Here is a 26,457-nt window from a genome sequence, read left to right as displayed (position 1 = left end):
TCAGTCCCTCCAGACCGGTGGGCCGGCGAGGCCCGGTTGTCCGTCGCCCGTGCCCTGGCCGTCCTTGGGCTTCTGCGCTTCGGGGTCGTACGGCTTGACGGTGGGGGCCTCGATGGAGCCGTCCGGCTGGATCTTCGGCAGGGTCTTCTGCGGCGTGGGCAGCAGGGCGCGCTTGAGGTCCTGGTTGCCCGCGTCGTCGAGGCCGTAGAGGGCGTCGTAGATGTTGCGGACGGCGGGGCCGGAGGCGCCGGAGCCGGTGCCGCCCTGGGAGATCGTCATGACGATGGTGAACTCGTCGGTGTAGGTGGCGAACCAGGACGTCGTCTGCTTGCCGTAGACCTGGGCGGTGCCGGTCTTCGCCCGCATGGGGATCTTGTCCTGGGGCCAGCCCTCGAACCGCCAGGCGGCGGTGCCGCCGGGCTCGACGACGGAGCGCAGGCCCTTGTCGAGGTCGCTGACGGTCTGGGCGTCGACGGGCAGCCGGCCGCGGCGCTTGGGCGTGATCTCCTCGATCCTCTTGCCGTCGGGGCTGATCACGGCCTTGCCGATGGTGGGTTCGAAGAGGGTGCCGCCGTTGCTGATCGCGGCGTAGGCGGTGGCCATCTGGATCGGGGTGACGAGGACGTCGCCCTGGCCGATGGCGTAGTTGATGCTGTCGAACGCCTTCAGCTGGTTGCCTTCCAGGCAGCTCTCGTAGGCGATCTGCTCGACGTAGCTGCCGCCCTTCTTGCCCTGCCGGCACCAGGCGTCCTTGTTGGCCTGCCAGAACCGCTGCTTCCAGTGGCGGTCGGGGATGCGGCCGGTGACCTCGTTGGGCAGGTCGATGCCGGTCTCGGCGCCGAGCCCGAAGTCGTGGGCGGTCCGGTAGAACCAGTCGTGGGCGTCCTTCTTCGGCTTGAGGCCGCCGTCCTTCTGCCACTCCTTGTGCCCGAGGGCGTAGAAGACGGTGTTGCAGGAGAACTTGAGGGCGTCGCCGAGGGAGATGGGGCCGTGCCCCTTGGACTCGAAGTTGGCGAAGCTGCGGCCGCCGAGGCTGTAGGAGCTGCTGCAGTTGTACCGGCCGTCGAAGGGGTAGCCGGCCCGCACGGCGGCGCTCGCCGAGATCACCTTGAAGATGGAGCCGGCCGGTGCCTGGCCCTGGATGGCCCGGTTGAGCAGCGGGTAGTTGGAGTTCTTGCCGGTGAGCTTCGCGTACTCCTTGCCGGAGATGCCGCCGACCCAGGCGTTGGGGTCGTAGTCGGGCTGGGACGCCATGGCGACGACCCGGCCGGTCTTGGACTCCATGACGACGACGGCGCCCGCATCGGCCTTGTACGGGCGGCCGGTGATCCGGTCGGTCTCCTTGCGGACGGTCTGCATCGCCTGGTGCAGCTCGTACTCGGCGACGGCCTGGACCCGGGCGTCGATGCTGGTGACGACGGTGGAGCCGGGCCGGCCCGGGTCGCTCTCCGCCTCGCCGAGGACCCGGCCGAGGTTGTCGACCTCGTACCGGGTGACGCCGGCCTTGCCGCGCAGCGCCTTGTCGTACGTGCGCTCCAGTCCGGAGCGGCCCACCTGGTCGGAGCGGAGGAACGGCGAGTCGCTGTCCTTGGCCTCCTCGATCTCCGCGTCGGTGACGGGCGAGAGGTAGCCGAGGACCTGCGAGGTGCGGGCCTTGCCGGGGGCCGGGTAGCGGCGTACGGCGGTGGGTTCCGCGGTGATGCCGGGGAAGTCCTCGGCGCGTTCGCGGATCTGGAGGGCCTGCTGGGTGGTGGCCGAGTCGGTGACGGGGATGGGCTGGAAGGGCGAGCCGTTCCAGCACGGCTGGGGGGTCTTGGAGTCGCAGAGGCGGATCTTGTCCATGACCTCCTTGGGCTTCATGCCCAGGACGCCCGCGAGCCGGGTGAGGACGGCCCTGCCGTCGTCCTTCATCTTCATCAGCTCGGTGCGGGACGCGGAGACCACGAGGCGGGTCTCGTTGTCGGCGAGGGGCACGCCGCGGGCGTCGAGGATGGAGCCGCGGACGGCGGGCTGGACGACCTGCTGGACGTGGTTGTTGCGTGCCTCGTCGGTGTACTCCTTGCCCTGCCGGATCTGGAGGTACCAGAGCCGGCCGAGGAGGGTGAGGAGGAGGGAGAAGACGAGGACCTGGATGACGACGAGGCGGATCTGGACGCGCGGGGTGCGGCCCGTCTCCGGGATGTTGCTCATGACTCCCTCCCCTGGGTGTGTCGACGCGCACGGGTCGCCGGTGTCACCCGGACCGCTCCGGTCGGCCTCACAGGCGCTTGACCCCCTTGATGCGGGCCGCGCGGGCCGCCCTGCCGCGGGCGGCCCTGGTCCGCAGTCCGCCGCGCAGTCCGCCGCCGCGCCGGTCGCCGACGCGCAGCCCCGTGCCGGAGGCGATCCAGCCGGAGGTGACGTCGCCGGCGGTGGTGGTCGACTCGGCGAGCGGGTCGTTGTCGGCCCGCCGGGCGAGCGCCATGATCCACGGCACGGTGAACGGGGCGAGGAGCAGGTCGTAGACGACGGCCGTGAGGATGAGCGAGACGAGGCCGACGTGGCGCGCCCCGGTGTCCCCGACGAGCGCGCCGACGCCCGCGTACAGCAGCGTCGAGCCGACCGCGGCGGCGACGACCATGACCATGGGGCCGGCGGCGGACCGCGGCTGGCCGTTCTCGGGCTTGGTGAGGCCGGCGACGTAGCCGATGACGCAGAGCACGAGGGCGTAGCGGCCGACGGCGTGGTCGGCGGGCGGGGCCAGGTCGGCGAGGAGGCCGGCGCCGAAGCCGATGAGCGCGCCGCTCACGTGCCCGTACACGAGGGCCAGGGCGAGGACGGTCAGCAGGACCAGGTCGGGTACGGCGCCGGGCAGCTGGAGGCGGGCGAGGACGGAGACCTGGACGACGAGGGCGACGATGACGAGGGTGGTGGAGAGCAGGATCCGGTTGAAGCGCATGGGACTACTCCTGCTCCTGCTCGTCGGTGCGGGCGGTCACGCCGGGCTGCGCCTCCGTCTGCCCCTCCCGCTCCCCCTGCGGCCGGTCGCCCTCGGCGGCCTCGGCGTTCGGGGACGGGGTGACCGTGACGGTGACGGTCGGGGCGGGCTTCGGCTTGGCGGGCAGGACCGTGTCGCGCGGGTCGGTGCGCGGCGGCTGGACGACGACGCCGACGATGTCGAGGCGGCTGAACGCGGCGTAGGAGCGGACGAACAGCCGGCGGGTCAGGTCGCCGCTGGACGGGTCGACGCGGATGACCTCGCCGACCGGGACGCCGGGGACGAACGGCCGGTCGGCCTGCGAGCCGAAGGTGACGAGCCGGTCGCCGGGCCGCACCTTGGCCTTGCCGTTGAGGAGCTGTACGGAGAGCGGGCGCTCGCCCTGGCCGGTGGCGAAGCCCAGCTCGTTGGTGCGCTCTATGCGGGTGCCGACGGTGAAGTCCGGGTCGTTGGCGAGGAGCACGGTGGCGGTGGAGGGGCCGACGGTGGTGACGCGGCCGACGAGGCCGTCGCCGTTGACGACGGTCATGTCGCGGCGGATGCCGTCGTGGGAGCCGGCGTCGATGGTGACCGTCCAGGAGAAGCCCTGCGCGGCTCCTATGGCGATGACTTCGGCCGCCTTGATGCCGTACTGGCCGGCGCCGGCCGTGCGCAGCAGCTTGTCGAGTTCGCGGACCCGGTTGCGGTTGCGGTCGTCGCTGCCGAGTCTCACCTTCAGCTCGGCGTTCTCCCGCTCCAGGCGTGCGATGCGGCTGTGGCGCTCGCCCGAGTCCCGCACGGCCCCGATGGCGTTGCCGATCGGGTCGACCGCGGACGCGACGCCGTTCTCGACCGGGCCGAACACGGTGGCGGCGGCCCGCCGGGCTCCGTCGACGGGCGACTCCTCGCCGCCGCGGATGTCGACCGTGATCAGTGCGAACGCCACGGCGACCAGCAGCGCCAGGAGCAGCCGGCTCTCTTTCGTGTCCCTCACGTGGGGCGGCCGTACCTTCCTCGTAGGAATGTTCATGCCGTTATACCAACGATCAGCCGTACGGGTCCGACAGCACCCGTACGGCTGACCGCGTCCGCCGTTACCTGCGGGGCTGGGCGTCCAGGACCTGCTGGAGCGCCTCGAACTCCTCCACGCACTTGCCGGAGCCGAGGGCCACGGAGTCGAGCGGGTCCTCGGCGATGTGGATCGGCATGCCCGTCTCGCGGCGCAGCCGCTCGTCGAGGCCGCGCAGCAGGGCGCCGCCGCCGGTGAGGACGATGCCGCGGTCCATGACGTCGCCGGAGAGCTCCGGCGGGCACTTGTCGAGGGTGGTCTTCACGGCGTCGACGATGGCGTTGACGGGTTCCTCGATGGCCTTGCGGACCTCGCCGGCCGAGATGACGACGGTCTTCGGCAGGCCGGAGACGAGGTCACGGCCGCGGATCTCGGTGTGCTCGTCCTCGCCGAGGTCGTACGCCGAGCCGATGGTGATCTTGATCTGTTCGGCGGTGCGCTCACCGAGGAGGAGGCTGTACTCCTTCTTGATGTGCTGGATGATCGCGTTGTCCAGCTCGTCGCCGGCGACGCGGATGGACTGTGCCGTGACGATTCCCCCGAGGGAGATCACGGCGACCTCCGTGGTGCCGCCGCCGATGTCGACCACCATGTTGCCGGTGGCCTCGTGGACGGGCAGGCCGGAGCCGATGGCGGCGGCCATGGGCTCCTCGATGATGTGCACCTGGCGGGCACCGGCCTGCGTCGACGCCTCGATCACGGCGCGGCGCTCGACCCCGGTGATACCGGAGGGCACGCAGACGACGACCCGGGGGCGGGCCAGATAACGGCGCTTGTGGATTTTCAGGATGAAGTAGCGGAGCATCCGCTCGGTGATCTCGAAGTCGGCGATCACGCCGTCCTTCAGCGGCCGTACGGCGACGATGTTGCCGGGGGTCCGGCCGATCATCTTCTTCGCTTCCGCGCCGACCGCCAGGATGCCACCGGTGTTGGTGTTGATGGCGACGACCGACGGCTCGTTGAGGACGATGCCGCGACCCCTGACGTACACCAGCGTGTTGGCGGTCCCGAGGTCGACAGCCATGTCACGGCCGATGAACGACATAGAGTTCCCCTTGTTTCCCATGAGGAGCGTCGGGCCTTCCCATAGAGCGTTGACGGCTTCTCAGGACGGCGCGCTGGATCGTGTGGAGCGGAGGATTCCATCGTAGTGCCGCCTACGCGAACACCGCGCGGTGGTCCGCCTCTGTATAGGTGACGAGGTGTCGGACCGATGCGTTCCCGATCATCGTCGTCATATGCCGGGGGGCGACCGAAATTCCATCGGTCGCCCCAGGGCGAGAGCGCTGTATGGCTGACAACAGGTCAGGAAAGACCGGGGAAGAAAATCTTCAGTTCCCGAATGGCGGACTCCTCCGAGTCCGAGGCGTGGATCAGGTTCTCGCGGACGATCGTGCCGTAGTCGCCCCGGATGGAGCCGGGCGCCGCGGCGATCGGGTCGGTCGGGCCGGCCAGCCGGCGCACACCCTCGATGACCCGCTCGCCCTCGACGACCAGCGCGACGACGGGGCCGGAGGACATGAAGGCGACGAGCGGCTCGTAGAAGGGCTTGCCCTGGTGCTCGCCGTAGTGCTGCTCCAGCGTCTCCTGGTCCAGCGTGCGCAGCTCCAGCGCGGTGATGCTCCAGCCGGCCTTGCGCTCGATACGGCCGATGATCTCGCCGATCAGGCCACGGCGGACGGCGTCGGGCTTGAGCAGGACGAGCGTGCGCTCGGTCATGGTGTGCGGCTCCTTGCAGGCCGGGGTGTGCGGTTCCGCCCGAGGTTACCCGGTGTGACCGGCGCCCCGGCACCCGGCTCCGGGTACGGCCCGCGACGCCCCTCCGGGCGTCCCCCGTCCGGGTCGCGGAGCGCCGGAACGGGTCGGGGGCCGCGAGCCCGGCCCGATCCGAAGGACAGGCCCTACGGGGCCTCGGCGGTCTCCGCCGCCGCCCAGCGGGCCTTCGCCTCGTCGATCCGGCGGCCGTAGTGGATCGACGCCCACCACAGCCCCGCGAAGACGATGCCGAGGAAGAACATGACCGGCACGACGAAGCCGCTCGCCACGAGGGCGATCTGCAGCGCCCAACCCAGCTGGACGCCGCCCGGTCGGGTGAGCATCCCGCACAGCAGGACGGAGAGCAGCATCGCGACGCCGCACACCGTCCACACCGTGCCCGTGGAGAGGCTGTCGTCCTTCATGGCCACCAGCCCGGCGAAACCGATGACGAAGAACTCGCCGATCAGAGTCGAGGCGCAGAGCGTACGCATCGTGTCAGCCCTTCCGCAGGAGCAGCCGGGCTTCCCCGACCGTGATCACCGAACCCGTCACCAGCACGCCCGCGCCCGCGAACTCGCCCTCTTCCTCGGCGAGCGTGATCGCCGCCTCCAGGGCGTCGTCGAGGCGCGGCTCGACGACGACCCGGTCCTCGCCGAAGACCTCGACCGCCACCGCGGCGAGGGCGTCGGGGTCCATGGCGCGGGGGGTGGAGTTCGCCGTGACGACGACCTCCGCGAAGATCGGCTCGAAGGCCTCGAGCACGCCGCGCACGTCCTTGTCCGCGCTCGCGCCGACCACGCCGATCAGCCGCGAGAAGCCGAACGCCTCCTGCACGCCCTCCGCGGCGGCACGCGCCCCGGCGGGGTTGTGCGCGGCGTCGAGGACGACGGTCGGGCTGCGCCGGACGACCTCCAGGCGGCCCGGCGACGCCACCGACGCGAACGCCCGGCGGACGGTGTCGAGGTCCAGCGGGCGGGCCTGCTGCGCGCCGATCCCGAAGAACGCCTCGACCGCGGCGAGCGCCACCGCGGCGTTGTGCGCCTGGTGCGCGCCGTACAGCGGCAGGAAGACGCCGTCGTACTCGCCGCCCAGGCCGCGCAGCGTCAGCAGCTGGCCGCCGACGGCGACCTCACGGGCGACGACGCCGAACTCCATGCCCTCGCGGGCGACGGTCGCGTCGACGTCCACGGCCTTCTTGAGCAGCACCTGCGCCGCGTCCACCGGCTGCTGCGCCAGGATGACGGTGGCGCCCTCCTTGATGACGCCGGCCTTCTCGCCGGCGATCTCCGCGGGGGTGCCGCCCAGCCGGTCGGTGTGGTCGAGCGAGATCGGCGTGACGACGGCGACGGAGGCGTCGATGACGTTCGTCGCGTCCCAGGTGCCGCCCATGCCCACCTCGACGACGGCCGCGTCGACCGGGGCGTCGGCGAAGGCGGCGTACGCCATCGCGGTGAGGACCTCGAAGAACGACAGCCGGTGCTCCTGGCCGCCGTCGACCAGGTCGAGGTACGGCTGGACGTCCCGGTAGGTCTCGACGAAGCGCTCGGCGCTGATCGGGGCGCCGTCGAGGCTGATCCGCTCGGTGATCATCTGGACGTGCGGCGAGGTGTACCGGCCGGTGCGCAGGTCGAACGCGCCGAGCAGCGCCTCGATCATGCGCGCCGTGGACGTCTTGCCGTTGGTGCCGGTGATGTGGACGGAGGGGTAGGCGCGCTGGGGGTCGCCGAGGACGTCCATGAGGGCGGCGATCCGCCGGACGGACGGCTCCAGCTTGGTCTCGCCCCAGCGGGTCGAGAGCTCCTGCTCGACCTCGCGCAGCGCCGCGTCGACCTCGGGGTCGGTGGGGCGCGCCGGTACGGGGTCCCCCTGGGGCGGACCGGACTGGGCGCGCAGGGTGCGGCTGCCCGCCTCGATCACCGCCAGGTCGGGGTCTCGTTCGGTCTCCGCGTCGACGATGCCGTCGAAGTCGTCGGAGGCGTCGAAGGCGTCGCCGGTCGGGTGGTCGCTGGGGTCGCTGGACGAGGGCTGCTCACTCACGCCGTCCAGTCTACGGAGCGCCGCGGCCGCGGTCCGGCCGGACCCGCGCACGCGGCGGAGGACCCGCGAGGGCCCCGGAGCCGTGCGGCTCCGGGGCCCTCGGCGGGCGGGCGGGTCAGCCCTGCGGCAGGTTCGCCAGCTGGTTGCCGATGCGGGCGATGTCCTCGTCCGCCTGGGCGAGCCGGGTGCGGATCTTCTCGACGACCTGGTCGGGCGCCTTGGCGAGGAACGCCTCGTTGCCGAGCTTCGCCTGGGCCTGGGCCCGCTCCTTCTCGGCCGCCGCCAGGTCCTTCGCCAGGCGCTTGCGCTCCGCGGCGACGTCGATCGTGCCCGACAGGTCGAGCGCGACCGTGGCGCCCGCGACCGGCAGGGAGGCGGTGGCGTGGAAGCCCTCGCCCTCCGGCTGGAGGCGCAGCAGCTGGCGGATGGCCGCCTCGTGCGGGGCGAGCTCCGTGCCGGCGAGGTCCAGGCGGGCCGGGACCTTCTGGCCGGGCTGGAGGCCCTGGTCGGAGCGGAAGCGGCGCACCTCGGTGACGACGCGCTGGACGAACTCGATCTCGCGCTCGGCCGCGTCGTCACGGAAGCCGCTGTCGCGCGGCCAGTCGGCGACGACGAGGGACTCGCCGCCCGTGAGCGTCGTCCACAGGGCGTCGGTGACGAAGGGGACGACCGGGTGCAGCAGGCGCAGCATCACGTCGAGGACCTCGCCGAGGACCCGGCCGGAGACCCGGGCCTGCTCGCCGCCCGCGAAGAACGTCGTCTTCGACAGCTCGACGTACCAGTCGAAGACCTCGTCCCACGCGAAGTGGTAGAGCGCGTCGGAGAGCTTCGCGAACTCGAAGTCCTCGTAGAACGCGTCGACTTCGGCGACCGTCTTGTTCAGGCGGGAGAGGATCCACCGGTCCGTGGCGGACATCCGCGACGGGTCCGGCAGCGGGCCCTCGACCGTCGCGCCGTTCATCAGCGCGAAGCGGGTGGCGTTCCAGATCTTGTTGGCGAAGTTCCGGGAGGCCTGGACCCAGTCCTCGCCGATCGGGACGTCGGTGCCGGGGTTGGCGCCGCGGGCGAGGGTGAAGCGGACGGCGTCGGAGCCGTACGCGTCCATCCAGTCCAGCGGGTCGACGACGTTGCCGAAGGACTTCGACATCTTCTTGCCGCGCTCGTCGCGGACGAGGCCGGTCAGCGCGATGGTCTTGAAGGGGACCTCGCCGTCCATCGCGTACAGGCCGAACATCATCATCCGGGCGACCCAGAAGAAGATGATGTCGTGGCCCGTGAGCAGGACGTCGGTCGCGTAGAACTTCTCCAGGTCCGGGGTGTGCTCCGGCCAGCCGAGCGTGGAGAACGGCCACAGGCCGGAGGAGAACCACGTGTCCAGGACGTCCGTGTCCTGCGTCCAGCCCTCGCCCGTCGGGGCCTCGTCGTCCGGTCCGACGCACACGACCTCGCCGTTCGGCCCGTACCAGACGGGGATGCGGTGGCCCCACCAGAGCTGGCGCGAGATGCACCAGTCGTGCATGTTGTCGACCCAGTCGAAGTACCGCTTCGACATGTCCTCCGGGTGGATCTTCACCCGGCCGTCGCGGACCGCGTCACCGGCGGCCTGCGCGAGCGGGCCGACCTTGACCCACCACTGCATCGACAGGCGCGGCTCGATGGTGGTCCGGCAGCGGGAGCAGTGGCCCACGGAGTGGACGTACGGCCGCTTCTCGGCGACGATCCGGCCCTGCTCGCGCAGCGCGCCGACGACGGAGGAGCGCGCCTCGAACCGGTCCAGGCCCTGGAAGGGGCCGTGGACGGTGATGACGCCGCGCTCGTCCATGATGGTCAGGGACTCCAGGCCGTGGCGCTGGCCGATGGCGAAGTCGTTCGGGTCGTGCGCCGGGGTCACCTTGACGGCGCCGGTGCCGAACTCCGGGTCGACGTGCGCGTCGGCGACGACGGGGATCGTACGGTCCGTCAGCGGCAGCTTGATGCGCTTGCCCACCAGGTGCCGGTACCGCTCGTCGTCCGGGTGGACGGCGACGGCCGTGTCGCCGAGCATCGTCTCGGCGCGGGTGGTGGCGACGACCAGGCTGTCCTCGCCCTCGCCGTACCGGATGGAGACGAGCTCGCCGTCGTCCTCCTGGTACTCCACCTCGATGTCCGAGATGGCGGTCAGGCAGCGCGGGCACCAGTTGATGATGCGCTCGGCGCGGTAGATCAGCTCGTCGTCGTAGAGCTTCTTGAAGATGGTCTGGACGGCCTTCGACAGGCCCTCGTCCATCGTGAACCGCTCGCGCGACCAGTCGACGCCGTCACCGAGGCGGCGCATCTGGCCGAGGATCCGGCCGCCGTACTCCTCCTTCCACTGCCAGACCCGCCGGACGAACTCCTCGCGGCCCAGGTCGTGGCGGGACTTGCCCTCCTCGGCGAGCTGCTGCTCGACCTTGTTCTGGGTGGCGATGCCGGCGTGGTCCATGCCGGGCAGCCACAGCGCCTCGTACCCCTGCATGCGCTTGCGGCGCGTGAGGGCGTCCATGAGGGTGTGCTGGAAGGCGTGGCCCAGGTGGAGGCTGCCGGTGACGTTCGGCGGCGGGATGACGATGGTGTAGGCGGGCTTGGAGCTGGTCGCCTCGGCCGTGAAGTAACCGCGCTCCACCCAGCGCTCGTACAGCTTCCCCTCTACCTCGGCCGGCGCGTACTGGGTCGGCAGTTCGGGGACGGATGCGGGCTGCTGCTGAGTGTTCTCGGTCACCGGGCCAGTTTAGAGGTGTCACAGGCGCGTACTGAAACGGGAATGTTCCGTGACGGTGTGCACCCCGGCGGCCTTGGCGGGGCCCGCTTCGGCCACTATGTGGGGAACGATTGAACGTCTGGATGGGGGAACCCTTCGATGAGCTACAACCAGCCGGGCCCGTACGGTGGACCGCCCCAGCAGCCCGGGCCGTACGGCCAGCCGGGCCCCTACGGGCAGCAGCCCGGCCCCTACGGCCAGCCCCCGCAGGCGCCCCAGCCCGGCTACGGCTACCCGCAGCAGGCCCCGCCGCCGCAGCCCGGCTACGGGTACCCGCAGCAGCAGCCGAACCCGTACGGCCAGCCCCCGCAGCCGGGCGCGTACGGCCAGCCGCCGCAGCAGCCGCAGTACGGCGGTGCCCCCGGCGGCTACCCGGGCGCCCCGGTGCCGCCGGCGCCGAAGAAGAAGACGGGTCTGATCATCGGGGTGACCGCCGGCGTCGCGGCGCTGGCGGTCGGCGCGTGGTTCGTCTTCGGCGGCGGCCTGGGCGGCGGCCTGGAGGACGACGGCCCGCACAAGCTGACGGCGCCGGAGACGGTCCTCGGCGAGTACAAGCGCTCCACCAAGGAGGGCACGGACAACGCCGACATGGTCAAGGACATGGAGAAGGCCGGCGTCCAGGGCGGCACGTCCGTGACGGGGGCGTACTCCACGGTCGACCCGAAGAAGATCGACCTGACCAACCCGTCGGCCTCCCCCGAGCTGATGACGGCGAAGTCCGTCACGTTCAGCGGCATCCACGGCACGATCGCCGACCCGGAGAAGACGCTCGACGCCTACTTCGCCAGCGTGGACGCGGAGGCGAAGAAGGACACGACCAGCAAGTCGAAGCTCATCGGCTCCCCGGAGGCGGTGGAGCCGGACGGCTTCAACGGCCTGATGAAGTGCCAGTCGGTCGAGGGCGAGAACATGATGACGAAGCAGCGCCAGACGAGCTGGTTCTGCGCCTGGTCCGACCACAGCACCTTCGCCGTCGTCTACGCCGGCCAGGCCACGACCGGCCTCGGCAAGGACGCGGCGGCGCAGATCACCGCCGACCTCCGCAAGGAGATCCGCGTCAAGGCGTGAGCCGCACGCACGACGACAGGGCGCCCGGCCGGTTCGGTGAACCGGCCGGGCGCCCTGTCGTCGTGGTGGGGCCGCGCGCTACGCGCTCTTCTCGTGGCGGCCCTGGTCCTTGACGACCCGGGGCACCAGCGTGGGGTTGACGTTGTTGTGGACGACGTCCTCGGTGACGACGACGCGGGCCACGTCCTTGCGGGACGGGACCTCGTACATCACCGACATGAGGACCTCCTCCATGATGGCGCGCAGACCGCGCGCGCCGGTGCCGCGGAGGATGGCCTGGTCGGCGATGGCCTCCAGGGCGGGCCGGTCGAAGTCCAGCTCCACGCCGTCGAGTTCGAAGAGGCGCTGGTACTGCTTCACCAGGGCGTTGCGCGGCTCGACGAGGATCTTCAGCAGCGCCTCGCGGTCCAGGTTGTGGACGGAGGTGATGACGGGGAGCCGGCCGATGAACTCGGGGATCATCCCGAACTTCACCAGGTCCTCCGGCATGACCTCCTGGAACTGGTCGCTCGCCTCGATCTCGCGCTTGGAGCGGATCGTCGCGCCGAAGCCGATGCCCTTCGCGCCCGCCCGGGATTCGATGATCTTCTCCAGGCCGGCGAAGGCACCGCCCACGATGAACAGGACGTTCGTCGTGTCGATCTGGATGAACTCCTGGTGCGGGTGCTTGCGACCGCCCTGCGGCGGGACGGAGGCGGTCGTGCCCTCCAGGATCTTCAGCAGCGCCTGCTGCACGCCCTCACCGGAGACGTCCCGTGTGATGGACGGGTTTTCACTCTTACGGGCGACCTTGTCGATCTCGTCGATGTAGATGATGCCCGTCTCGGCCTTCTTGACGTCGTAGTCGGCCGCCTGGATGAGCTTCAGGAGGATGTTCTCGACGTCCTCGCCGACGTAGCCGGCCTCCGTCAGCGCCGTCGCGTCGGCGATGGCGAACGGCACGTTCAGCATGCGGGCGAGGGTCTGGGCCAGCAGCGTCTTGCCGGAGCCCGTCGGGCCCAGCAGCAGGATGTTGGACTTGGCCAGTTCGATCGCGTCGTCCCGGCCCTGCGCGCCGCCGTTCTCACCGGCCTGGACGCGCTTGTAGTGGTTGTACACCGCGACCGACAGGGCCTTCTTCGCGGGCTCCTGCCCGACGACGTACCCCTCGAGGAACTCGTAGATCTCGCGGGGCTTGGGGAGTTCCTCCCAGCGCACCTCGCTCGTCTCGGCGAGTTCCTCCTCGATGATTTCGTTGCAGAGGTCGATGCACTCGTCGCAGATGTACACACCGGGGCCTGCGATGAGCTTCTTCACCTGCTTCTGGCTCTTTCCGCAGAACGAGCACTTGAGCAGGTCGCCGCCATCACCGATGCGTGCCACGAGGTGCTTCCCCTTCGCCTGGGAGCGGCTTGTTCGCAGCCGACTCCTGGTGCCTCATATCCGACGGTACCTTGCCGGGCCCCCCGTTCGGGCCCCCCTTGGCACGGTTGGCGCGGACGGGTGTCCACGGCGGGCCGTGCCAAGGGAAGGTCGAGCGTCAGGCCGCCGCGGCCGCCGTGCTCTTGCGGGTCGAGACGATCTGGTCGATCAGGCCGTACGCCAGGGCGTCCTCGGCCGTGAGGATCTTGTCACGCTCGATGTCGTCACGGATCTTCTCGATCGGGGTGCTGGAGTGCTTGGCCAGCATCTCCTCCAGCTGCGTGCGCATGCGGAGGATCTCGTTGGCCGCGATCTCCAGGTCGGAGAGCTGCTCGCGGCCGGTGCCGCCGGACGGCTGGTGGATCAGCACGCGGGCGTTGGGCAGCGCCATGCGCTTGCCCGGCGTGCCGGCGGCCAGCAGGACGGCCGCGGCGGAGGCCGCCTGGCCCATGCAGACCGTCTGGATGTCCGGCTTCACGAACTGCATCGTGTCGTAGATCGCCGTCAGCGCCGTGAAGGAGCCACCGGGGCTGTTGATGTAGACCGAGATGTCCCGGTCGGGGTCCATCGACTCCAGGCACAGCAGCTGCGCCATGACGTCGTTGGCGGAGGCGTCGTCGATCTGCACGCCGAGGAAGATCACGCGCTCCTCGAAGAGCTTGGCGTACGGGTCGTACTCGCGCACGCCCTGGGAGGTGCGCTCGACGAAGCGCGGGACGACGTAGCGGCTGTCCACCTGCGGGCCGGTGTAGAGGCCGCTCGCGGAGAAGTTGCTCATGGGGTGTTCACCATCCTGGTGGCGTTCGACGGGCTGGGGCTGGGGGACGGAGGCGGGGCGGCCGCTCAGGCGCCGGTGCCGCCACCGCCCGGAACGCCCGAGGCGGCGGAGATGATCTCGTCGATCAGGCCGTAGTCCTTGGCCTCCTCCGCGGTGAACCAGCGGTCGCGGTCACCGTCACGGATGATCGTCTCGACGGTCTGGCCCGAGTGCCGCGCGGTGATCTCGGCCATGCGGCGCTTCGTGCGGAGCAGGTACTCGGCCTGGATCTTGATGTCGGAGGCGGTGCCGCCGATGCCGGCGGAGCCCTGGTGCATCAGGATGTCGGTGTTCGGCAGGGCGAAGCGCTTGCCCGTCGCGCCGCCGGTGAGCAGGAACTGCCCCATGGACGCGGCCATGCCCATGCCGATCGTGACCACGTCGTTCGGGATGTACTGCATGGTGTCGTAGATCGCCATGCCGGCCGTGACCGAACCGCCGGGGCTGTTGATGTACAGGTAGACGTCCTTGTCCGGGTCGGCGGCCAGGAGGAGCATCTGGGCGGTGATCTTGTTGGCGATGTCGTCGTCGACCTGCTGGCCGAGGAAGATGATCCGCTCGCCGAGCAGCCGGTTGTAGACATGGTCGCCGAGGCCACCACCGATGGACGGCTCACCCGCGGCGTAAGGCTTCAGATTCGTCACGTATCCACCTGCTCGTCTCCGACGGCCGCGGCGGCCGTCTCAGCGTCTGTCGTACTGGGGGCGGGTACTCCCCTGCCCTCGTATTCATGGACCCTAACGCGCAGGTGGGCGGGCGCCATCCCGGTTCCCGAACTGTTCGCTGGGAGCGCAAGGTTCCGTGAGTACGGCGGCGGGCCCCGGGCGCGCGAAGCGTCCGGAGCCCGCCGTGGAGCTCAGGGCGAGGCCGCTCAGGCCTCGGTCTTCTCCTCGGTGGTGTCGGCGGCCTCGGCTGCCTCCTCCACCTCGTCCGTGTCGTCGGAGTCGTCGTCCAGGACGACGGGCTCGCCCTCGGTGTCGACGACCTTGGCGGACTCGACGACCAGGGCCAGGGCCTTGCCGCGGGCGACCTCGCCGACGAGCATCGGGACCTGGTTGCCCTCGACGACGGCCTGCGCGAACTGGTCCGGGCTCATGCCGGAGGACGCGGCGCGGCGCATCAGGTGCTCGGTCAGCTCTTCCTGGTTGACGTTGAGCTTCTCGCGGGAGACGAGCTCGTCGAGGATGAACTGGGTCTTGATGCCCTTGACCGCCTGCTCCTTGGTCTCGGCGTCGAACTCCTCGACCGTCTTGCCCTGGAGCTCCAGGTACTTCTCCAGCGTGAGGCCCATCTGGCCGAGCTGGTGGTGCTCCAGGTTGTGCTTGCGGGTGTTGACCTCGTCCTCGAGGAGCTTCTCGGGGATCGGGACCTCGACCAGCTTCAGCAGCTCGTCCAGGACGCGCTCCTGCGCCTGGGTGGCCTGGTCGTACTGCTTCATGTTCTCGAGGCGCTTGCGGCTGTCGGCCTTGAGCTCGTCGAGGGTGTCGAACTCGCTCGCCATCTGGGCGAACTCGTCGTCCAGCTCGGGGAGCTCGCGGGCGGCGACGGTGGTGACCTTGACGGTGACCTGCGCCTCCTTGCCCTCGGCGGAGCCGCCCTTCAGCGTGGAGGTGAAGGTGGCCTCGCCACCGGCCTCCAGGCCGGTCACGGCCTCGTCGATGCCGTCGAGCAGCTCGCCGGAGCCGATGGTGTACTGCACGCCCTCGGCGACGCCGTCGGCCAGGACCTCGCCGTCGACCTCGGCCCGCAGGTCGATCGTCACGACGTCGCCCTCGGCGGCGGCGCGCTCGACCGGGGAGGTGGACGCGAAGCGCTCGCGCAGCTGCTCCACCGACTTCTCGACGTCCTCGTCGTCGACCTCGACCGCGTCGACGGTGACCTCGATGCCGGAGTAGTCCGGGATCTCGATCGCCGGGCGGATGTCGACCTCGGCGGTGAAGGCCAGCAGCTCGCCGTCCTTCAGCTCGGTGATGTCGACCTCGGGCTGGCCCAGCGGGTTGACGTCCGCCTCGTTGACCGCCTCGGTGTAGAGCTTCGGCAGGGCGTCGTTGACGGCCTCCTCCAGCACCGCACCACGGCCGAACCGCTGGTCGATGACCCGGGCCGGGATCTTGCCCTTGCGGAAGCCCTTGACCGTGACCTGCTGGTTGATCTTCTTGTACGCCGCGTCGAGGCTGGCCTTGAGCTCCTCGAAGGGCACCTCGACAGTGAGCCGAACCCGGGTCGGGTTCAGGGTCTCCACGGCGCTCTTCACGGTTCGGTCTCCTTGGTGGCTGATTCTGGGTTTCAGCTGGGCGCTGACTGCGGCGTCCCAGCGGATCGGCCCGGTCAGAGAGACACACGGGCACGCAGCTTGCATAGTAACCGCAAGCAGTAGGCGCCCCACAACGTGATCTTGATTGCGTCGCCTGCGCACGCGGGGGTCGTCGCGTGCGCGCGCGGGGGTGTGTGTGGTCGGGGTGGCGGGATTTGAACCCACGGCCTTCCGCTCCCAAAGCGGACGCGCTACCAAGCTGCGCCACACCCCGTCGGTGCGACACGTAGGGTACATGCCCGCGGGCGCTGCGTCGGCACATATAGCGGTGTGCGACGAGGGCCGCGGACCCGCTACGATGCACTACGTGCCGCGGCCGTCGCCCCAGTGGGGACGCGCGCGGTGCGCCGCTCGCGGGCGTAGCTCAATGGTAGAGCCCTAGTCTTCCAAACTAGCTACGCGGGTTCGATTCCCGTCGCCCGCTCCACGGCACTGCGGCCCGGCCGGGACCCTCGGGTCCCGGCCGGGCCGCAGTCGTTCCCCGGTCACACGCGAGTCGGGCGCGGGGGGCGCGCGAGCCGCGTGCAGGGGGCGCGCGGGTCGCCCGCCGGGGCGCTGCCCGGGCGGGTCGGCATGGCCGGAAGGCGCCGGCTCCCGCCTAGAAGTTGATCTTGCTGATGGACGCGGCTATCTCGTTCAGCACCTTGGTGATGGTGGGCCCGAGACCCGAGGACGCCAGGAAGAAGCCGAAGAGCGCGGCGACCACGGCGGGCCCCGCCTTGATCGAACCGCTGCGGATCATCACGACCAGGACGATCGCCAACAGCAGCACCACGGACAGCGAAATAGCCACCAGTTCACCCCTCGGTCGGTCCGCCAGCACGGCCCGGGGGGCACACGGCCCGGCACTCCCCCGCCCGCCGACCATCGTGCCACCAACGGCCCCTTTCATGCTGCCCCGTGACGGATCGTGGACGCGCGGGCGGAGCCACCGGGCCGGGCGGACCCGGTCGGCCTACGGAGGTACGGGAATTCCGCGACGGAATGCGCGGGAATCCTCCCCAGGTGCCCGCGAGTCCGCCACAGGAAATCCGCACGGGCCCCGAGCGGGATGTTTTCCGGCCATGGAGAGCGGGGAGAATCGCGGCCTTTGTCCGGGATTTGTGGTGGCATTTCGGGCGATGCGCTCGGCGTGATGATCGATTTCGCGGATTTTTCGGGAAGGCGCGGGGCGCGGCTAGGGTGCCTCGGATGTTCCAGCCACGCCACGCAGAACGCAGTCAGCGGGACGCCTACTTCGACAACGCCAAGTACCTGGCGATCGTGCTCGTCGCGGTGGGCCACGCCTGGGAGCCGGTCATGGAGGGCAGCCGCGCGACGCGGGCGCTCTACATGCTCGTCTACGCCTTCCACATGCCGGCGTTCGTGATCATCTCCGGGTACTTCTCGCGCGGCTTCACCGGCCGTCCCGACCAGCTGCGCCGGCTCGTCTCCGGCGTCGCCGTGCCGTACCTGGTCTTCGAGGTCGCATACACGCTCTACCGGCGCTGGGCCGAGGACGCGCCGGGGACGGCCTTCTCGCTGACCGACCCCTTCTACCTCACGTGGTTCCTGGTGGCGCTCTTCGTCTGGCGGCTCTCCGCGCCGCTGTGGCGGGCCCTGCGCCACCCCCTGCCGGTCGCGGTGGCCGTCGCCGCGCTCGCCTCGCTGACCCCGCGCATCGCGGCGGACCTGGACCTCCAGCGGGTGCTGCAGTTCCTGCCGTTCTTCGTGCTGGGGCTGTGCCTGCGCGAGGAGCACTTCCGGCTGCTGCGGCGGCGGGCGGTGCGGGTGGCGGCCGGGGTGCTCGCGGTGGTCGCGCCGGTCGTGGCCTACGCGGTGGCCCCGCACGTGCGGATGGGCTGGTTCTACCGGAACACGAGCGCCCAGGAGCTCGACGCGGCGTGGTGGGCGGGGCCGGTGGCGACGGTCGCCCTCGGCGCGTGCGCGCTGGTGCTGACGGCGGCGTTCCTGGCGTGGGTGCCCGCGCGGCGGACCTGGTTCACGGTCCTCGGGGCGGGCAGCGTCTGCGGCTACCTGCTGCACGGTTTCGCGGTGAAGGCCCTCCAGTACTGGCGGCTCGTCGACGCCTACGAGGTGCTGGCCACGCCGGCCGGGCGGGTCGGTCTGACGGTGGCGTCCGCCGTCGCCGTGACGCTGATGTGCACCCCGCCCGTGCGGCGGGCGCTGCGGTGGGCGGTGGAACCGCGCCTGGAGTGGGCGTTCCGCCGTACGCCCCCGGCCGCCGCGGGGGCGGGGGCGGGCGCCGGCGGGGCGGGTGGCGCCGGGCCCCGGGCGGGCGGCGGGGCCGCCGGAGGGCCGCGGGCGCACGAGGCCGGCGGGCCGCAGCGGGCGGTGGCGGCCTGCGCCGCCGGGGCGGTCAGCCGGCCGTGAGGCCGAGCAGCCGCCGCATGCGCGCGTACTTGGCGGTCAACCGGTCGCGGGTCGGCGCGTCCAGGGCGGCGAGCCGGGCGGGGTCCGCGTTGTGCGCGAGGTCGGCCTCCTTGACGAGGCGGGCGCCCGGCACGGCGAGGATCCGGGCGGCGTAGCGGGCCGGATCCTCGCCGGGGCGCTTGGTCAGCGCGAGGACGATGTCCTTGACCTCCTGCGGCAGCGCCGCGGCCGCCAGCCACTCGGCCGTCAGCGCGTCGTCCTCGACCGCGTCGTGCAGCCAGGCCGCGGCGACCTGTCCGTCGGTACCGCCGCGTGCCCGGACGCCGTCCGCGACGGCCCTCAGGTGCTCGGCGTAGGGCCGTCCCGCCTTGTCCTTCTGCCCGGCGTGGGCGCGGCGCGCGAGGGCTTCGACCTGCGGGAGCGAGAGGTGCGGCATGCCGGCGACTGTACGCCGACGGCAGGCCCGGCCCGACGGGTGCCCCGGAGGGGTGCCGGGTCCCGGACGGGGTGCCAGGTCCCGGACGGGGTGCCGGGGCTCAGGCGTCGCGGGAGACGATCAGCAGCGCCCGGTCGTCGTTGACGTCCTTGGCGCACGCCTCGATCAGATGCCAGGCCGCGCCGCGGAAGCCGGAGGTGACGTACCGGTCCGCCTCGCCGGTGAGCCGGTCGATGCCCTCGGCGATGTCGCGGTCGGCCGCCTCGACGAGGCCGTCGGTGAAGAGCATCAGCACGTCCCCGGGGCGCAGGCTGCCCTTGAGGCCGTGGAACTCGGCGCCGTCGTACACGCCGAGCAGCGGCCCGTCGGCGGCCTTCTCCTCCCAGCGGCCGCTGCCCGCGTGGAGCTGGAGGGCGGGCAGGTGGCCGGCGGAGAGCAGTTCGTAGTCGCCGGACTCCAGGTCGAGGACGAGGTGGATGGAGGTGGCGAACCCCTCGTCCCAGTCCTGGCGGAGCAGGTAGCCGTTGGCGGCCGGGAGGAAGCCGTGCGGCGGGAGGGAGCCGAGGAGGCCGCCGAAGGCGCCGGAGAGCAGCAGGGCGCGGGACCCGGCGTCCATCCCCTTGCCGGAGACGTCGGTGAGGACGACCTCCAGGGTGCGGCCGCCGTGGGTGCGCGCGGCGACGACGAAGTCACCGGAGAACGACTGGCCACCGGCCGGCCGCAGCGCCATCTCGCGGTGCCAGCCGGCGGGCAGCGGCGGCAGCGCGCTCTGCACGCGGATGCGTTCGCGCAGGTCGAAGAGCATGGTGCCGCCGCGCCGCCAGGGCACGCCGACGCGGGCCCGGAACTGGGCGATCAGCAGCCCGAAGAGGCCGCACGCGGCGACGACGAGGACCGTGCCGGGGGTGACCCGGGCGGCGCCCTCGGTGTACGGGCCGAGGACGGCCGACTCCACGATCAGCGCGGCGGCGGCAGCGGCGTAGAGCCCCAGCAGGCTGGCGGGGCGCAGCAGCAGGCCGCCGGCGACGATCGGCAGGACGAGGGTCTCCGGCGCGCACCACACGGGGGTGGCGAGGGTGGCGAACAGGATCGCCGGGATGGTGAGGAAGAGGCCGGCGAGGGCGATCCAGTCGGAGCCGTCGCCGCGGAAGTAGTCGACGGCCGACTTGCGCAGCGCGACGCGGGCCCGGTGGGCCGCCTTGCGGTACCGGGCCGTGTACGCGCCGATCCGTTGTGCGCTACGAGCCATTGGCCTGGACCCTATCCACCCGGGTGGGCGGCGTGCAGGGGGACCCCCGTGACATTGCGTTCGAAATCGGTCCCGCGGCGCGGGAGGGGCCCGTACGCCTGGCATATGCCGGGCATGGGACGGCTCCGGGACGGACCGGGGAGGTGCGCCGCCCTCGTCCCGATGGCGCGGCGGTGGCTGGACGGCCTGCGTGCCCGGGGTGGGCCGCCGGGCGGCGTGCGCGGCACCGGGAACGGGCACCCGCCGCGGTCCGGCTACGGTGCCGCGCCGGGGTCGGCACCGGCGGGGGACCGACCGGGGCCGGCACCGGCCGTCCGCACCGCCGGGTACGGATGGCGTACGGCGCCGGGCGGAGGCTCCGGCAGGTCGGGGGCGCCGACGGGCGGGCGGGGCCGGGTACGTCCGGACCGGAGGCGGACCGCCACGGCCGAGGGGCAGGAGGCGAACGGCCCGGGCGGAGGTGCCTGAGGCGTCCGGGGCCGGAGGCGGACCGCTCGGGCGGGCCGGGGGCGTCCGGGACAGGAGGCGGACCGCCCGGACCGAGGTGCCGGAGCCTCCGGGACCGGAGGCGGACCCCCCGGGCGGGCCGGAGGCGGACCGCCACGGCCGAGGGGCAGGAGGCGGACGGCCCGTGCGGGGGCCGGGATGTATGCGGGGACCAGGCGGCCGGGGCGGAGGGCCGCCCCGGCGCCGTGCGAGGCCCGGGAGGCGCCGCGCCTGGAGGGGTCTGGCGGCCGGGCGGCTCCGGCGGGCCGGGGGCCTCGGGTGGGCCGGGCGGCTCCGGCGGGCCGGGCGCTCAGGCGGGGGGCGCGGGTCGGAGTGCCGGGCGGCACGGGTGGGCCGGTGGGGGGTCAGGCGGCCTGGCAGGTGGGGCACCAGAAGAGGTTGCGGGCGGCGAGGCCGGCGGCGCGGACCTCCCCGCCGCACACGTGGCAGGGCTGCCCGGCCCGGCGGTAGACGTACACCTCGCCGCCGTGGTCGTCGACGCGCGGCGGGCGGCCCATCGCCTCGGGGGTGTGCTCAGGGCGGACCGTGTCGATGCGGTTGTGGCGGACGCCCTCGCGCATCAGCGCCACGAGGTCCTGCCAGAGCGCGGCCCACTCCTCGCGGCGGAGGTCGCGGCCGGCTCGGTACGGGTCGATGCCGTGCCGGAACAGCACCTCGGCCCGGTAGACGTTGCCGACGCCCGCGACGACCTTCTGGTCCATGAGGAGGGCGGCGACGGTCGTGCGGGACCGCGAGATCCGGTGCCACGCCCGGTCCGGGTCGTCGCCGGGGCGCAGCGGGTCGGGGCCGAGCCGGTCGTGGACCGCCTGCTTCTCGGGCTCCGTGACGAGCGCGCAGGTCGTGGGGCCGCGCAGGTCGACGTAGGCGTCGGCGTCGGCGATCCGCAGGCGCACCGTGTCGGTGGGCGGCGGCGCGGGGGCCGGGCCGAAGGCGACCTTGCCGAAGAGGCCGAGGTGGATGTGGACCCACTCCTCGGGGCCGAAGCCGAGGAAGAGGTGCTTGCCGTGGGCTTCGGCGGTGCGCAGCACGGACCCGTCGAGGAGGGCGGCGGCGTCCGAGAACTTGCCCTGCGGGCTGCTCACCCGCACGGGCCGGCCGCCGAACCGCTCGCGGTGGTCGGCGGCCAGCCGGTGGATCGTGTGCCCTTCGGGCAAGGGTCAGTCCTGCCGCGGGTGGTGGGCCGGGATCGGGGGGAGCTCGCCGGTCGTCTCGTACGCGGCCAGCATGTCGATGCGGCGCGTGTGGCGCTCGTCGCCGGAGTACGGCGTGGCGAGGAAGACCTCGACGAACTTGGTGGCGTCCTGAGTGGAGTGCATCCGGGCGCCGACGGCGATGACGTTGGCGTCGTTGTGCTCGCGGCCCAGGGCGGCGGTCTGCTCGCTCCACGCCAGGGCGGCACGGACGCCCTTCACCTTGTTCGCGGCGATCTGCTCGCCGTTGCCCGAGCCGCCGATGACGACGCCGAGGGCGTCCGGGTCGGCGGCCGTCCGCTCCGCGGCGCGCAGGCAGAACGGCGGGTAGTCGTCCTGGGCGTCGTAGATGTGGGGTCCGCAGTCGACGGGCTCATGGCCGTGGGCCTTCAGCCACTCGACGAGGTGGTTCTTGAGTTCGTAGCCGGCATGGTCCGAGCCGAGGTACACGCGCATGGCTCCGAGTGTGGCACGGGGACACGCAGGGTGGCCCCCGGGGGTCGTCGTGGGGTGACCGCGACGTGACGCGTACAACGATCCGGACTCGGGGCCTTACGACCGTGGCCGGGGGCAGTGTTCAATGCGTGGGCTCGCGACCCGAGCACCCAGAGAACTAAGGAATTGCCCATGACCACCCAGACCAACCTGGTGAAGGAAGGCGAAAACCCCGGGGACCCCGGTACTTCGCAGCCCTCCCACGGTCTCAAGGCGGGTCTCAAGAACCGCCATCTCTCCATGATCGCCATTGGTGGCGTGATCGGCGCCGGCCTGTTCGTCGGCTCGTCCGGCGGCATCGCCGCCGCCGGGCCCGCCATCCTCCTGTCGTACGCCCTCGTCGGCGCGATGGTCGTGTTCGTGATGCGGATGCTGGGCGAGATGGCCGCGGCCAGCCCGGACTCCGGCTCCTTCTCCTCCTACGCCGAGCGTGCCCTCGGCCGCTGGGCGGGGTTCTCGATCGGCTGGCTGTACTGGTTCTTCTGGGTCGTGGTCCTCGCCGTCGAGGCGACGGCGGGCGCCGTGATCCTGGAGGGCTGGGTCCCGGCCGTCCCGCAGTGGGGCTGGGCGCTGATCGTGATGGTCGTGCTCACCGCGACCAACCTCGTCTCGGTGTCGTCGTACGGCGAGTTCGAGTTCTGGTTCGCCGGGGTCAAGGTCGTGGCCATCGGCGGTTTCGTCGTCATCGGCCTGCTGGCGGTCTTCGGGCTGCTGCCCGGCTCGGACAACCCGGGGGCGGGGCTGGCGCACCTGACGGACACCGGCGGGTTCTTCCCCAAGGGCGCCGGAGCGGTGCTCACCGGTGTGCTGATGGTGGTCTTCTCCTTCATGGGCAGCGAGATCGTCACACTGGCGGCGGGCGAGTCCGAGGACCCGCGCCGCGCGGTGACCAAGGCGACCAACAGCGTCATCTGGCGCATCGGCGTCTTCTACCTCGGTTCGATCTTCGTCGTGCTGACGCTGCTGCCGTGGAACGACGCGTCGATCGTCAAGAAGGGCTCGTACGTCGCCGCGCTCGACTCCATCGGCATCCCGCACGCCGGGCAGATCATGAACGTGATCGTGCTGACGGCCGTGCTGTCCTGCCTGAACTCCGGCCTCTACACGGCCTCCCGCATGGCGTTCTCGCTGGGCGAGCGCGGTGACGCGCCGAAGGCCTTCGCGCGGGTCAACGGCAAGGGCGTGCCGGCCGTCGCGATCTGGGCGTCGGTCGCGTTCGGCTTCGTCGCGGTGTACTTCAACTACGCGTTCAAGGACACAGTCTTCACGTTCCTGCTGAACTCCTCGGGCGCGGTCGCGCTCTTCGTGTGGCTCGTGATCTGCCTGACCCAGCTGCGGATGCGCGGCATCCTCATGCGGGAGGCCCCGGAGCGGGTCACCGTCAGGATGTGGTGCTTCCCGTACCTGACGTGGGCGACCGCCGCGATGATCCTGTTCGTGCTGGTCTACATGCTGTTCGACGACGCCAACCGGCAGGTCGTGCTGCTGTCGGTGCTGGTGGCGGCGGTCGTCGTGGCCGTCGGTGTGGTCGTGGACCGCAGGCACCGGACCGCCCGCAAGGTCTGAGCGTCGTCCGCGACGCAGGAGAGGCCCTCCACCCGCTCGGGTGGAGGGCCTCTCGTCGTGGGTGGGGCGGCGCGCGCCGGGTGCGGCACCCCGTGCGCGGGGTCAGTCGCGGCGGCCGACGAGCCGCCAGGCGGTGGGCAGCAGGCCCATGGCGAGGGCGGCCTTGAGGGCGTCGCCGATCAGGAACGGCAGCAGGCCGACGGCGACGGCGCGCGAGAGCGGCATGCCGGTCGCGAGGGCCAGGTAGGGGACGCCGACGGCGTAGATGATCAGGGAGCCGAGCGCCATCGTGCCGGCCATGCGCAGGACCGAGCGGTCGGCGCCGCGGCGGGCGAGGGCGCCGACGGCGGTCGCGGCGAGGAGCATGCCGAGGATGTAGCCGAGGGTCGGCATGGCGTACCCGGCGGTGCCCTCGGCGAACCACGGCATGCCGGCCATGCCGGCGAGCGCGTAGAGGGCGAGGGAGAGGAAGCCGCGGCGGGCGCCGAGCGCGGTGCCGACGAGGAGGGCGGCGAAGGTCTGGCCGGAGACCGGGACCGGGGAGCCCGGCACGGGCAGGGAGATCTGGGCGGCGAGACCGGTGAGGACGGCGCCCCCGGCGACGAGCGCGATGTCGCGGACGCGACTGGCGGGGAGCAGGTCGGCGAGGACCGTTCCGGTACGGGCGGGCGCGGCAGCGGCGGCAGTGCTCATCGGGACTCCGGTACTCCGCGGTGCTCCGCGGACGGTGGGACGGGGGACAGAGGGACAGGCCGACCGTAGCCCAGGGGTGAACGGGCGATCACCGTCAGCCGACGACAAAGCCCCACTCCCGCCGTTGGTGGAGTTCACACAAAGAGCCGTTCTCAATCACCGATGGACGTGATGCTCGTCACTAGGGACGGCGGTTGATCGGTCCCTTTTGCGCGGAGCCGCGCTCTACGGAGAGACTGTGGGGTCTCACCAAAGCAGACGCGGGCCGGGTGCCCGTACCGCCGTACGAGGAAAGTGTGCGCAGCGCCATGCAGGACACCGTGACCGCCCCCGCCGAGCCCTTGGCGCACGTGCTGAAACGGCGTCATCTGACGATGCTCGGGCTGGGCGGGGTGATCGGCGCCGGGCTGTTCGTCGGTTCGGGCGCGGGGATCGCGGTGGCCGGGCCGGGCATCGTCCTGTCGTACCTGATCGCCGGGGCGCTCGCGACGCTGGTGATGCGGATGCTGGGCGAGATGTCGGCGGCGATGCCCGCGTCGGGGGCCTTCTCGGTGCACGCGGAGCGGGCGCTGGGCCGTTGGGCGGGGTTCTCGGTGGGCTGGCTCTACTGGCTGCTGCTGGTGGTGGTGCTGGCGGTGGAGGCGACGGGCGCGGCGCGGATCGCGGCCGGGTGGCTGCCGGTGGTGCCGCAGTGGGGGTGGGTGCTGCTGTTCATGGTGGTGTTCACCGCCGCGAACCTGGCCGCCGTCCGCACCTTCGGCGAGGCGGAGTTCTGGTTCGCCGCCCTGAAGGTCGCGGCGATCGTCGCGTTCCTGCTGATCGGCGTCGCGGCGGTGCTGGGCTGGCTGCCGGGGCGCGAGCCGGTGGGGATGACGAACCTCACGGGGCAGGGCGGGTTCCTCCCGAACGGCTGGGCGGGGGTGGTCTCCGGGGTCCTGGCCGTGGTGTTCGCCTTCGGCGGCCTGGAGGTGGTGACGATCGCCGCCGCCGAGTCGGACGACCCGGCGCGCAACGTGGCGCGGGCGGTGCGCAGCGCCGTGTGGCGGATCCTCTTCTTCTACGTGGGGTCGATGCTGGTCGTCGTGGCGCTGCTGCCGTGGACGCAGATGCGGCCGGGGCTCAGCCCGTACGTCATGGTGCTCGACGCGGTGGGGGTCCCGGCGGCCGGTCAGGTGATGGACGTCGTGGTGTTTGTGGCCCTGCTGTCGGCGCTCAACGCCAACCTGTACGGGGCGTCGCGGATGGTCTTCTCGCTCGCCGAGCGGGGGGAGGCGCCGCGCGGGCTGCTGCAGGTGTCGGCGGGCGGGGTGCCGCGGCGGGCGGTGCTGGCGTCGGTGGCGTTCGGGTTCGCCTCCGTCCTGCTGAACCTGAAGTGGCCGGATTCCGTTTTCCTCTACCTGCTCAACTCCGTGGGGGCCGTGCTGCTCTTCGTCTGGGCGCTGATCGCGGTGTCGCAGCTGCGGCTGCGGCGCCGGATCGAGGCGGCGTCGCCGGAGTCCCTCACGCTGCGGATGTGGGGCTTCCCGTGGTTGACATGGGTGGCCCTGGCTGGGATGACCGGGGTGCTCGTGCTGATGCTGCGGGAGGACGCGACCCGTCCGCAGGTGCTGTGGTCCAGCGGAGCCACGGCGGCCGTGGTGGCCGTGGCGCTGCTGCGCGAGCGGCGGGCACGGCGGGTGCCGCTGGTCTGACGGCGGTTTCCGGACAAGCGGTGATCACCCTCCGCTTGTGATGTTTCCGTGGGCAGGGCTT

22 protein-coding genes and 2 tRNA genes are annotated in these 26,457 nt (G+C 71.8%); 5 read left to right on the top strand and 19 right to left on the bottom strand.

Going from position 1 to position 26,457, the window contains the following annotated elements; all coding sequences use genetic code 11:
• From mrdA to ACF053_RS07130, 8 genes are all read right to left on the bottom strand, one after another.
• Nucleotides 1-2,190, bottom strand: coding sequence for a penicillin-binding protein 2 (gene mrdA / locus ACF053_RS07165; protein WP_391952934.1), 2,190 nt, complete (start codon nucleotides 2,188-2,190; stop codon nucleotides 1-3).
• A 67-nt stretch (nucleotides 2,191-2,257) separates the two neighbouring features.
• Entirely contained in the window at nucleotides 2,258-2,938 is a 681-nt protein-coding gene (gene mreD, locus ACF053_RS07160) for a rod shape-determining protein MreD (protein WP_391952933.1), read from the bottom strand.
• Nucleotides 2,939-2,942: 4 nt separating this feature from the next.
• Nucleotides 2,943-3,950, bottom strand: coding sequence for a rod shape-determining protein MreC (gene mreC, locus ACF053_RS07155; RefSeq protein WP_058945223.1), 1,008 nt, complete (start codon nucleotides 3,948-3,950; stop codon nucleotides 2,943-2,945).
• 100 nt (nucleotides 3,951-4,050) lie between these two features.
• Nucleotides 4,051-5,070: a rod shape-determining protein gene (locus tag ACF053_RS07150; RefSeq protein WP_058945224.1), complete on the bottom strand. Its 1,020-nt coding sequence runs from the start codon at nucleotides 5,068-5,070 to the stop codon at nucleotides 4,051-4,053.
• A 260-nt stretch (nucleotides 5,071-5,330) separates the two neighbouring features.
• A complete protein-coding gene (gene ndk, locus ACF053_RS07145) occupies nucleotides 5,331-5,744 on the bottom strand; it encodes a nucleoside-diphosphate kinase (RefSeq protein ID WP_058945225.1) in 414 nt (137 codons plus the stop codon).
• A gap of 182 nt (nucleotides 5,745-5,926) precedes the next feature.
• Nucleotides 5,927-6,274 (bottom strand): DUF4233 domain-containing protein, encoded by a 348-nt coding sequence (locus tag ACF053_RS07140; protein ID WP_391952932.1) that lies wholly within the window; start codon nucleotides 6,272-6,274, stop codon nucleotides 5,927-5,929.
• A gap of 4 nt (nucleotides 6,275-6,278) precedes the next feature.
• Complete coding sequence (gene folC, locus ACF053_RS07135; RefSeq protein ID WP_391952931.1) at nucleotides 6,279-7,820, bottom strand: bifunctional tetrahydrofolate synthase/dihydrofolate synthase; 1,542 nt, start codon at nucleotides 7,818-7,820, stop codon at nucleotides 6,279-6,281.
• A gap of 115 nt (nucleotides 7,821-7,935) precedes the next feature.
• Nucleotides 7,936-10,557 carry a valine--tRNA ligase gene (locus ACF053_RS07130; RefSeq protein WP_391952930.1) on the bottom strand — a complete coding sequence of 874 codons (2,622 nt, stop codon included), beginning with the start codon at nucleotides 10,555-10,557 and terminating at the stop codon, nucleotides 7,936-7,938.
• Nucleotides 10,558-10,695: 138 nt separating this feature from the next.
• On the opposite strand from ACF053_RS07130, the gene ACF053_RS07125 reads away from it, so the two are divergent.
• A complete protein-coding gene (locus ACF053_RS07125) occupies nucleotides 10,696-11,664 on the top strand; it encodes a hypothetical protein (RefSeq protein ID WP_391952929.1) in 969 nt (322 codons plus the stop codon).
• Nucleotides 11,665-11,742: 78 nt separating this feature from the next.
• Here the strand turns inward: ACF053_RS07125 and clpX are convergent, their stop codons facing one another.
• The 5 genes from clpX to ACF053_RS07100 form a co-directional block, all read right to left on the bottom strand.
• Nucleotides 11,743-13,026, bottom strand: a complete 1,284-nt coding sequence (clpX, locus tag ACF053_RS07120; RefSeq protein WP_257375374.1) for an ATP-dependent Clp protease ATP-binding subunit ClpX — start codon at nucleotides 13,024-13,026, stop codon at nucleotides 11,743-11,745.
• 157 nt (nucleotides 13,027-13,183) lie between these two features.
• Nucleotides 13,184-13,843 (bottom strand): ATP-dependent Clp protease proteolytic subunit, encoded by a 660-nt coding sequence (locus ACF053_RS07115; protein WP_058945381.1) that lies wholly within the window; start codon nucleotides 13,841-13,843, stop codon nucleotides 13,184-13,186.
• Nucleotides 13,844-13,908: 65 nt separating this feature from the next.
• Nucleotides 13,909-14,526 carry an ATP-dependent Clp protease proteolytic subunit gene (locus tag ACF053_RS07110; protein WP_058945380.1) on the bottom strand — a complete coding sequence of 206 codons (618 nt, stop codon included), beginning with the start codon at nucleotides 14,524-14,526 and terminating at the stop codon, nucleotides 13,909-13,911.
• Nucleotides 14,527-14,753: 227 nt separating this feature from the next.
• Nucleotides 14,754-16,136: a trigger factor gene (gene tig / locus ACF053_RS07105; RefSeq protein WP_391952928.1), complete on the bottom strand. Its 1,383-nt coding sequence runs from the start codon at nucleotides 16,134-16,136 to the stop codon at nucleotides 14,754-14,756.
• A 197-nt stretch (nucleotides 16,137-16,333) separates the two neighbouring features.
• Nucleotides 16,334-16,410, bottom strand: a tRNA-Pro gene (locus tag ACF053_RS07100).
• A 139-nt stretch (nucleotides 16,411-16,549) separates the two neighbouring features.
• Between ACF053_RS07100 and ACF053_RS07095 the strand changes: the two genes are divergently transcribed.
• Nucleotides 16,550-16,623, top strand: a tRNA-Gly gene (locus ACF053_RS07095).
• Nucleotides 16,624-16,794: 171 nt separating this feature from the next.
• Here ACF053_RS07095 and ACF053_RS07090 read toward each other — a convergent pair.
• Entirely contained in the window at nucleotides 16,795-16,989 is a 195-nt protein-coding gene (locus ACF053_RS07090; RefSeq protein ID WP_079047547.1) for a hypothetical protein, read from the bottom strand.
• A gap of 398 nt (nucleotides 16,990-17,387) precedes the next feature.
• On the opposite strand from ACF053_RS07090, the gene ACF053_RS07085 reads away from it, so the two are divergent.
• Entirely contained in the window at nucleotides 17,388-18,569 is a 1,182-nt protein-coding gene (locus tag ACF053_RS07085) for an acyltransferase family protein (RefSeq protein ID WP_391952927.1), read from the top strand.
• On the opposite strand, the gene ACF053_RS07080 is transcribed toward ACF053_RS07085, so the two are convergent.
• The 4 genes from ACF053_RS07080 to ACF053_RS07065 all read right to left on the bottom strand — a co-directional run bounded on the left by ACF053_RS07080 (nucleotide 18,556) and on the right by ACF053_RS07065 (nucleotide 22,407).
• The gene (locus ACF053_RS07080) at nucleotides 18,556-19,005 is read right to left on the bottom strand and encodes an HD domain-containing protein (protein WP_391952926.1); all 450 of its coding nucleotides are present in this window, start codon (nucleotides 19,003-19,005) and stop codon (nucleotides 18,556-18,558) included. The two genes, ACF053_RS07085 and ACF053_RS07080, sit on opposite strands and share 14 nt — an antisense overlap.
• 100 nt (nucleotides 19,006-19,105) lie before the next feature.
• Nucleotides 19,106-20,254, bottom strand: coding sequence for a PP2C family protein-serine/threonine phosphatase (locus tag ACF053_RS07075; RefSeq protein ID WP_391952925.1), 1,149 nt, complete (start codon nucleotides 20,252-20,254; stop codon nucleotides 19,106-19,108).
• Nucleotides 20,255-21,105: 851 nt separating this feature from the next.
• Complete coding sequence (locus ACF053_RS07070; RefSeq protein ID WP_391952924.1) at nucleotides 21,106-21,915, bottom strand: Fpg/Nei family DNA glycosylase; 810 nt, start codon at nucleotides 21,913-21,915, stop codon at nucleotides 21,106-21,108.
• A gap of 3 nt (nucleotides 21,916-21,918) precedes the next feature.
• On the bottom strand, nucleotides 21,919-22,407 hold the full coding sequence (locus ACF053_RS07065) for a ribose-5-phosphate isomerase (RefSeq protein ID WP_391952923.1): 489 nt from the start codon (nucleotides 22,405-22,407) through the stop codon (nucleotides 21,919-21,921).
• Between the two features lie 171 nt (nucleotides 22,408-22,578).
• Between ACF053_RS07065 and ACF053_RS07060 the strand changes: the two genes are divergently transcribed.
• Complete coding sequence (locus ACF053_RS07060) at nucleotides 22,579-24,012, top strand: amino acid permease (RefSeq protein ID WP_391952922.1); 1,434 nt, start codon at nucleotides 22,579-22,581, stop codon at nucleotides 24,010-24,012.
• Between the two features lie 102 nt (nucleotides 24,013-24,114).
• Here the strand turns inward: ACF053_RS07060 and ACF053_RS07055 are convergent, their stop codons facing one another.
• The gene (locus ACF053_RS07055; RefSeq protein ID WP_391952921.1) at nucleotides 24,115-24,705 is read right to left on the bottom strand and encodes a biotin transporter BioY; all 591 of its coding nucleotides are present in this window, start codon (nucleotides 24,703-24,705) and stop codon (nucleotides 24,115-24,117) included.
• A 308-nt stretch (nucleotides 24,706-25,013) separates the two neighbouring features.
• On the opposite strand from ACF053_RS07055, the gene ACF053_RS07050 reads away from it, so the two are divergent.
• Nucleotides 25,014-26,396: an amino acid permease gene (locus ACF053_RS07050; RefSeq protein WP_391952920.1), complete on the top strand. Its 1,383-nt coding sequence runs from the start codon at nucleotides 25,014-25,016 to the stop codon at nucleotides 26,394-26,396.
• Nucleotides 26,397-26,457 lie beyond the last annotated feature (61 nt).

Origin of the sequence: Streptomyces kanasensis (genome assembly GCF_043077165.1) — a bacterium.
Lineage (GTDB): Bacteria > Actinomycetota > Actinomycetes > Streptomycetales > Streptomycetaceae > Streptomyces > Streptomyces changanensis.
This window is presented reverse-complemented; position numbering and strand designations above follow the sequence as displayed.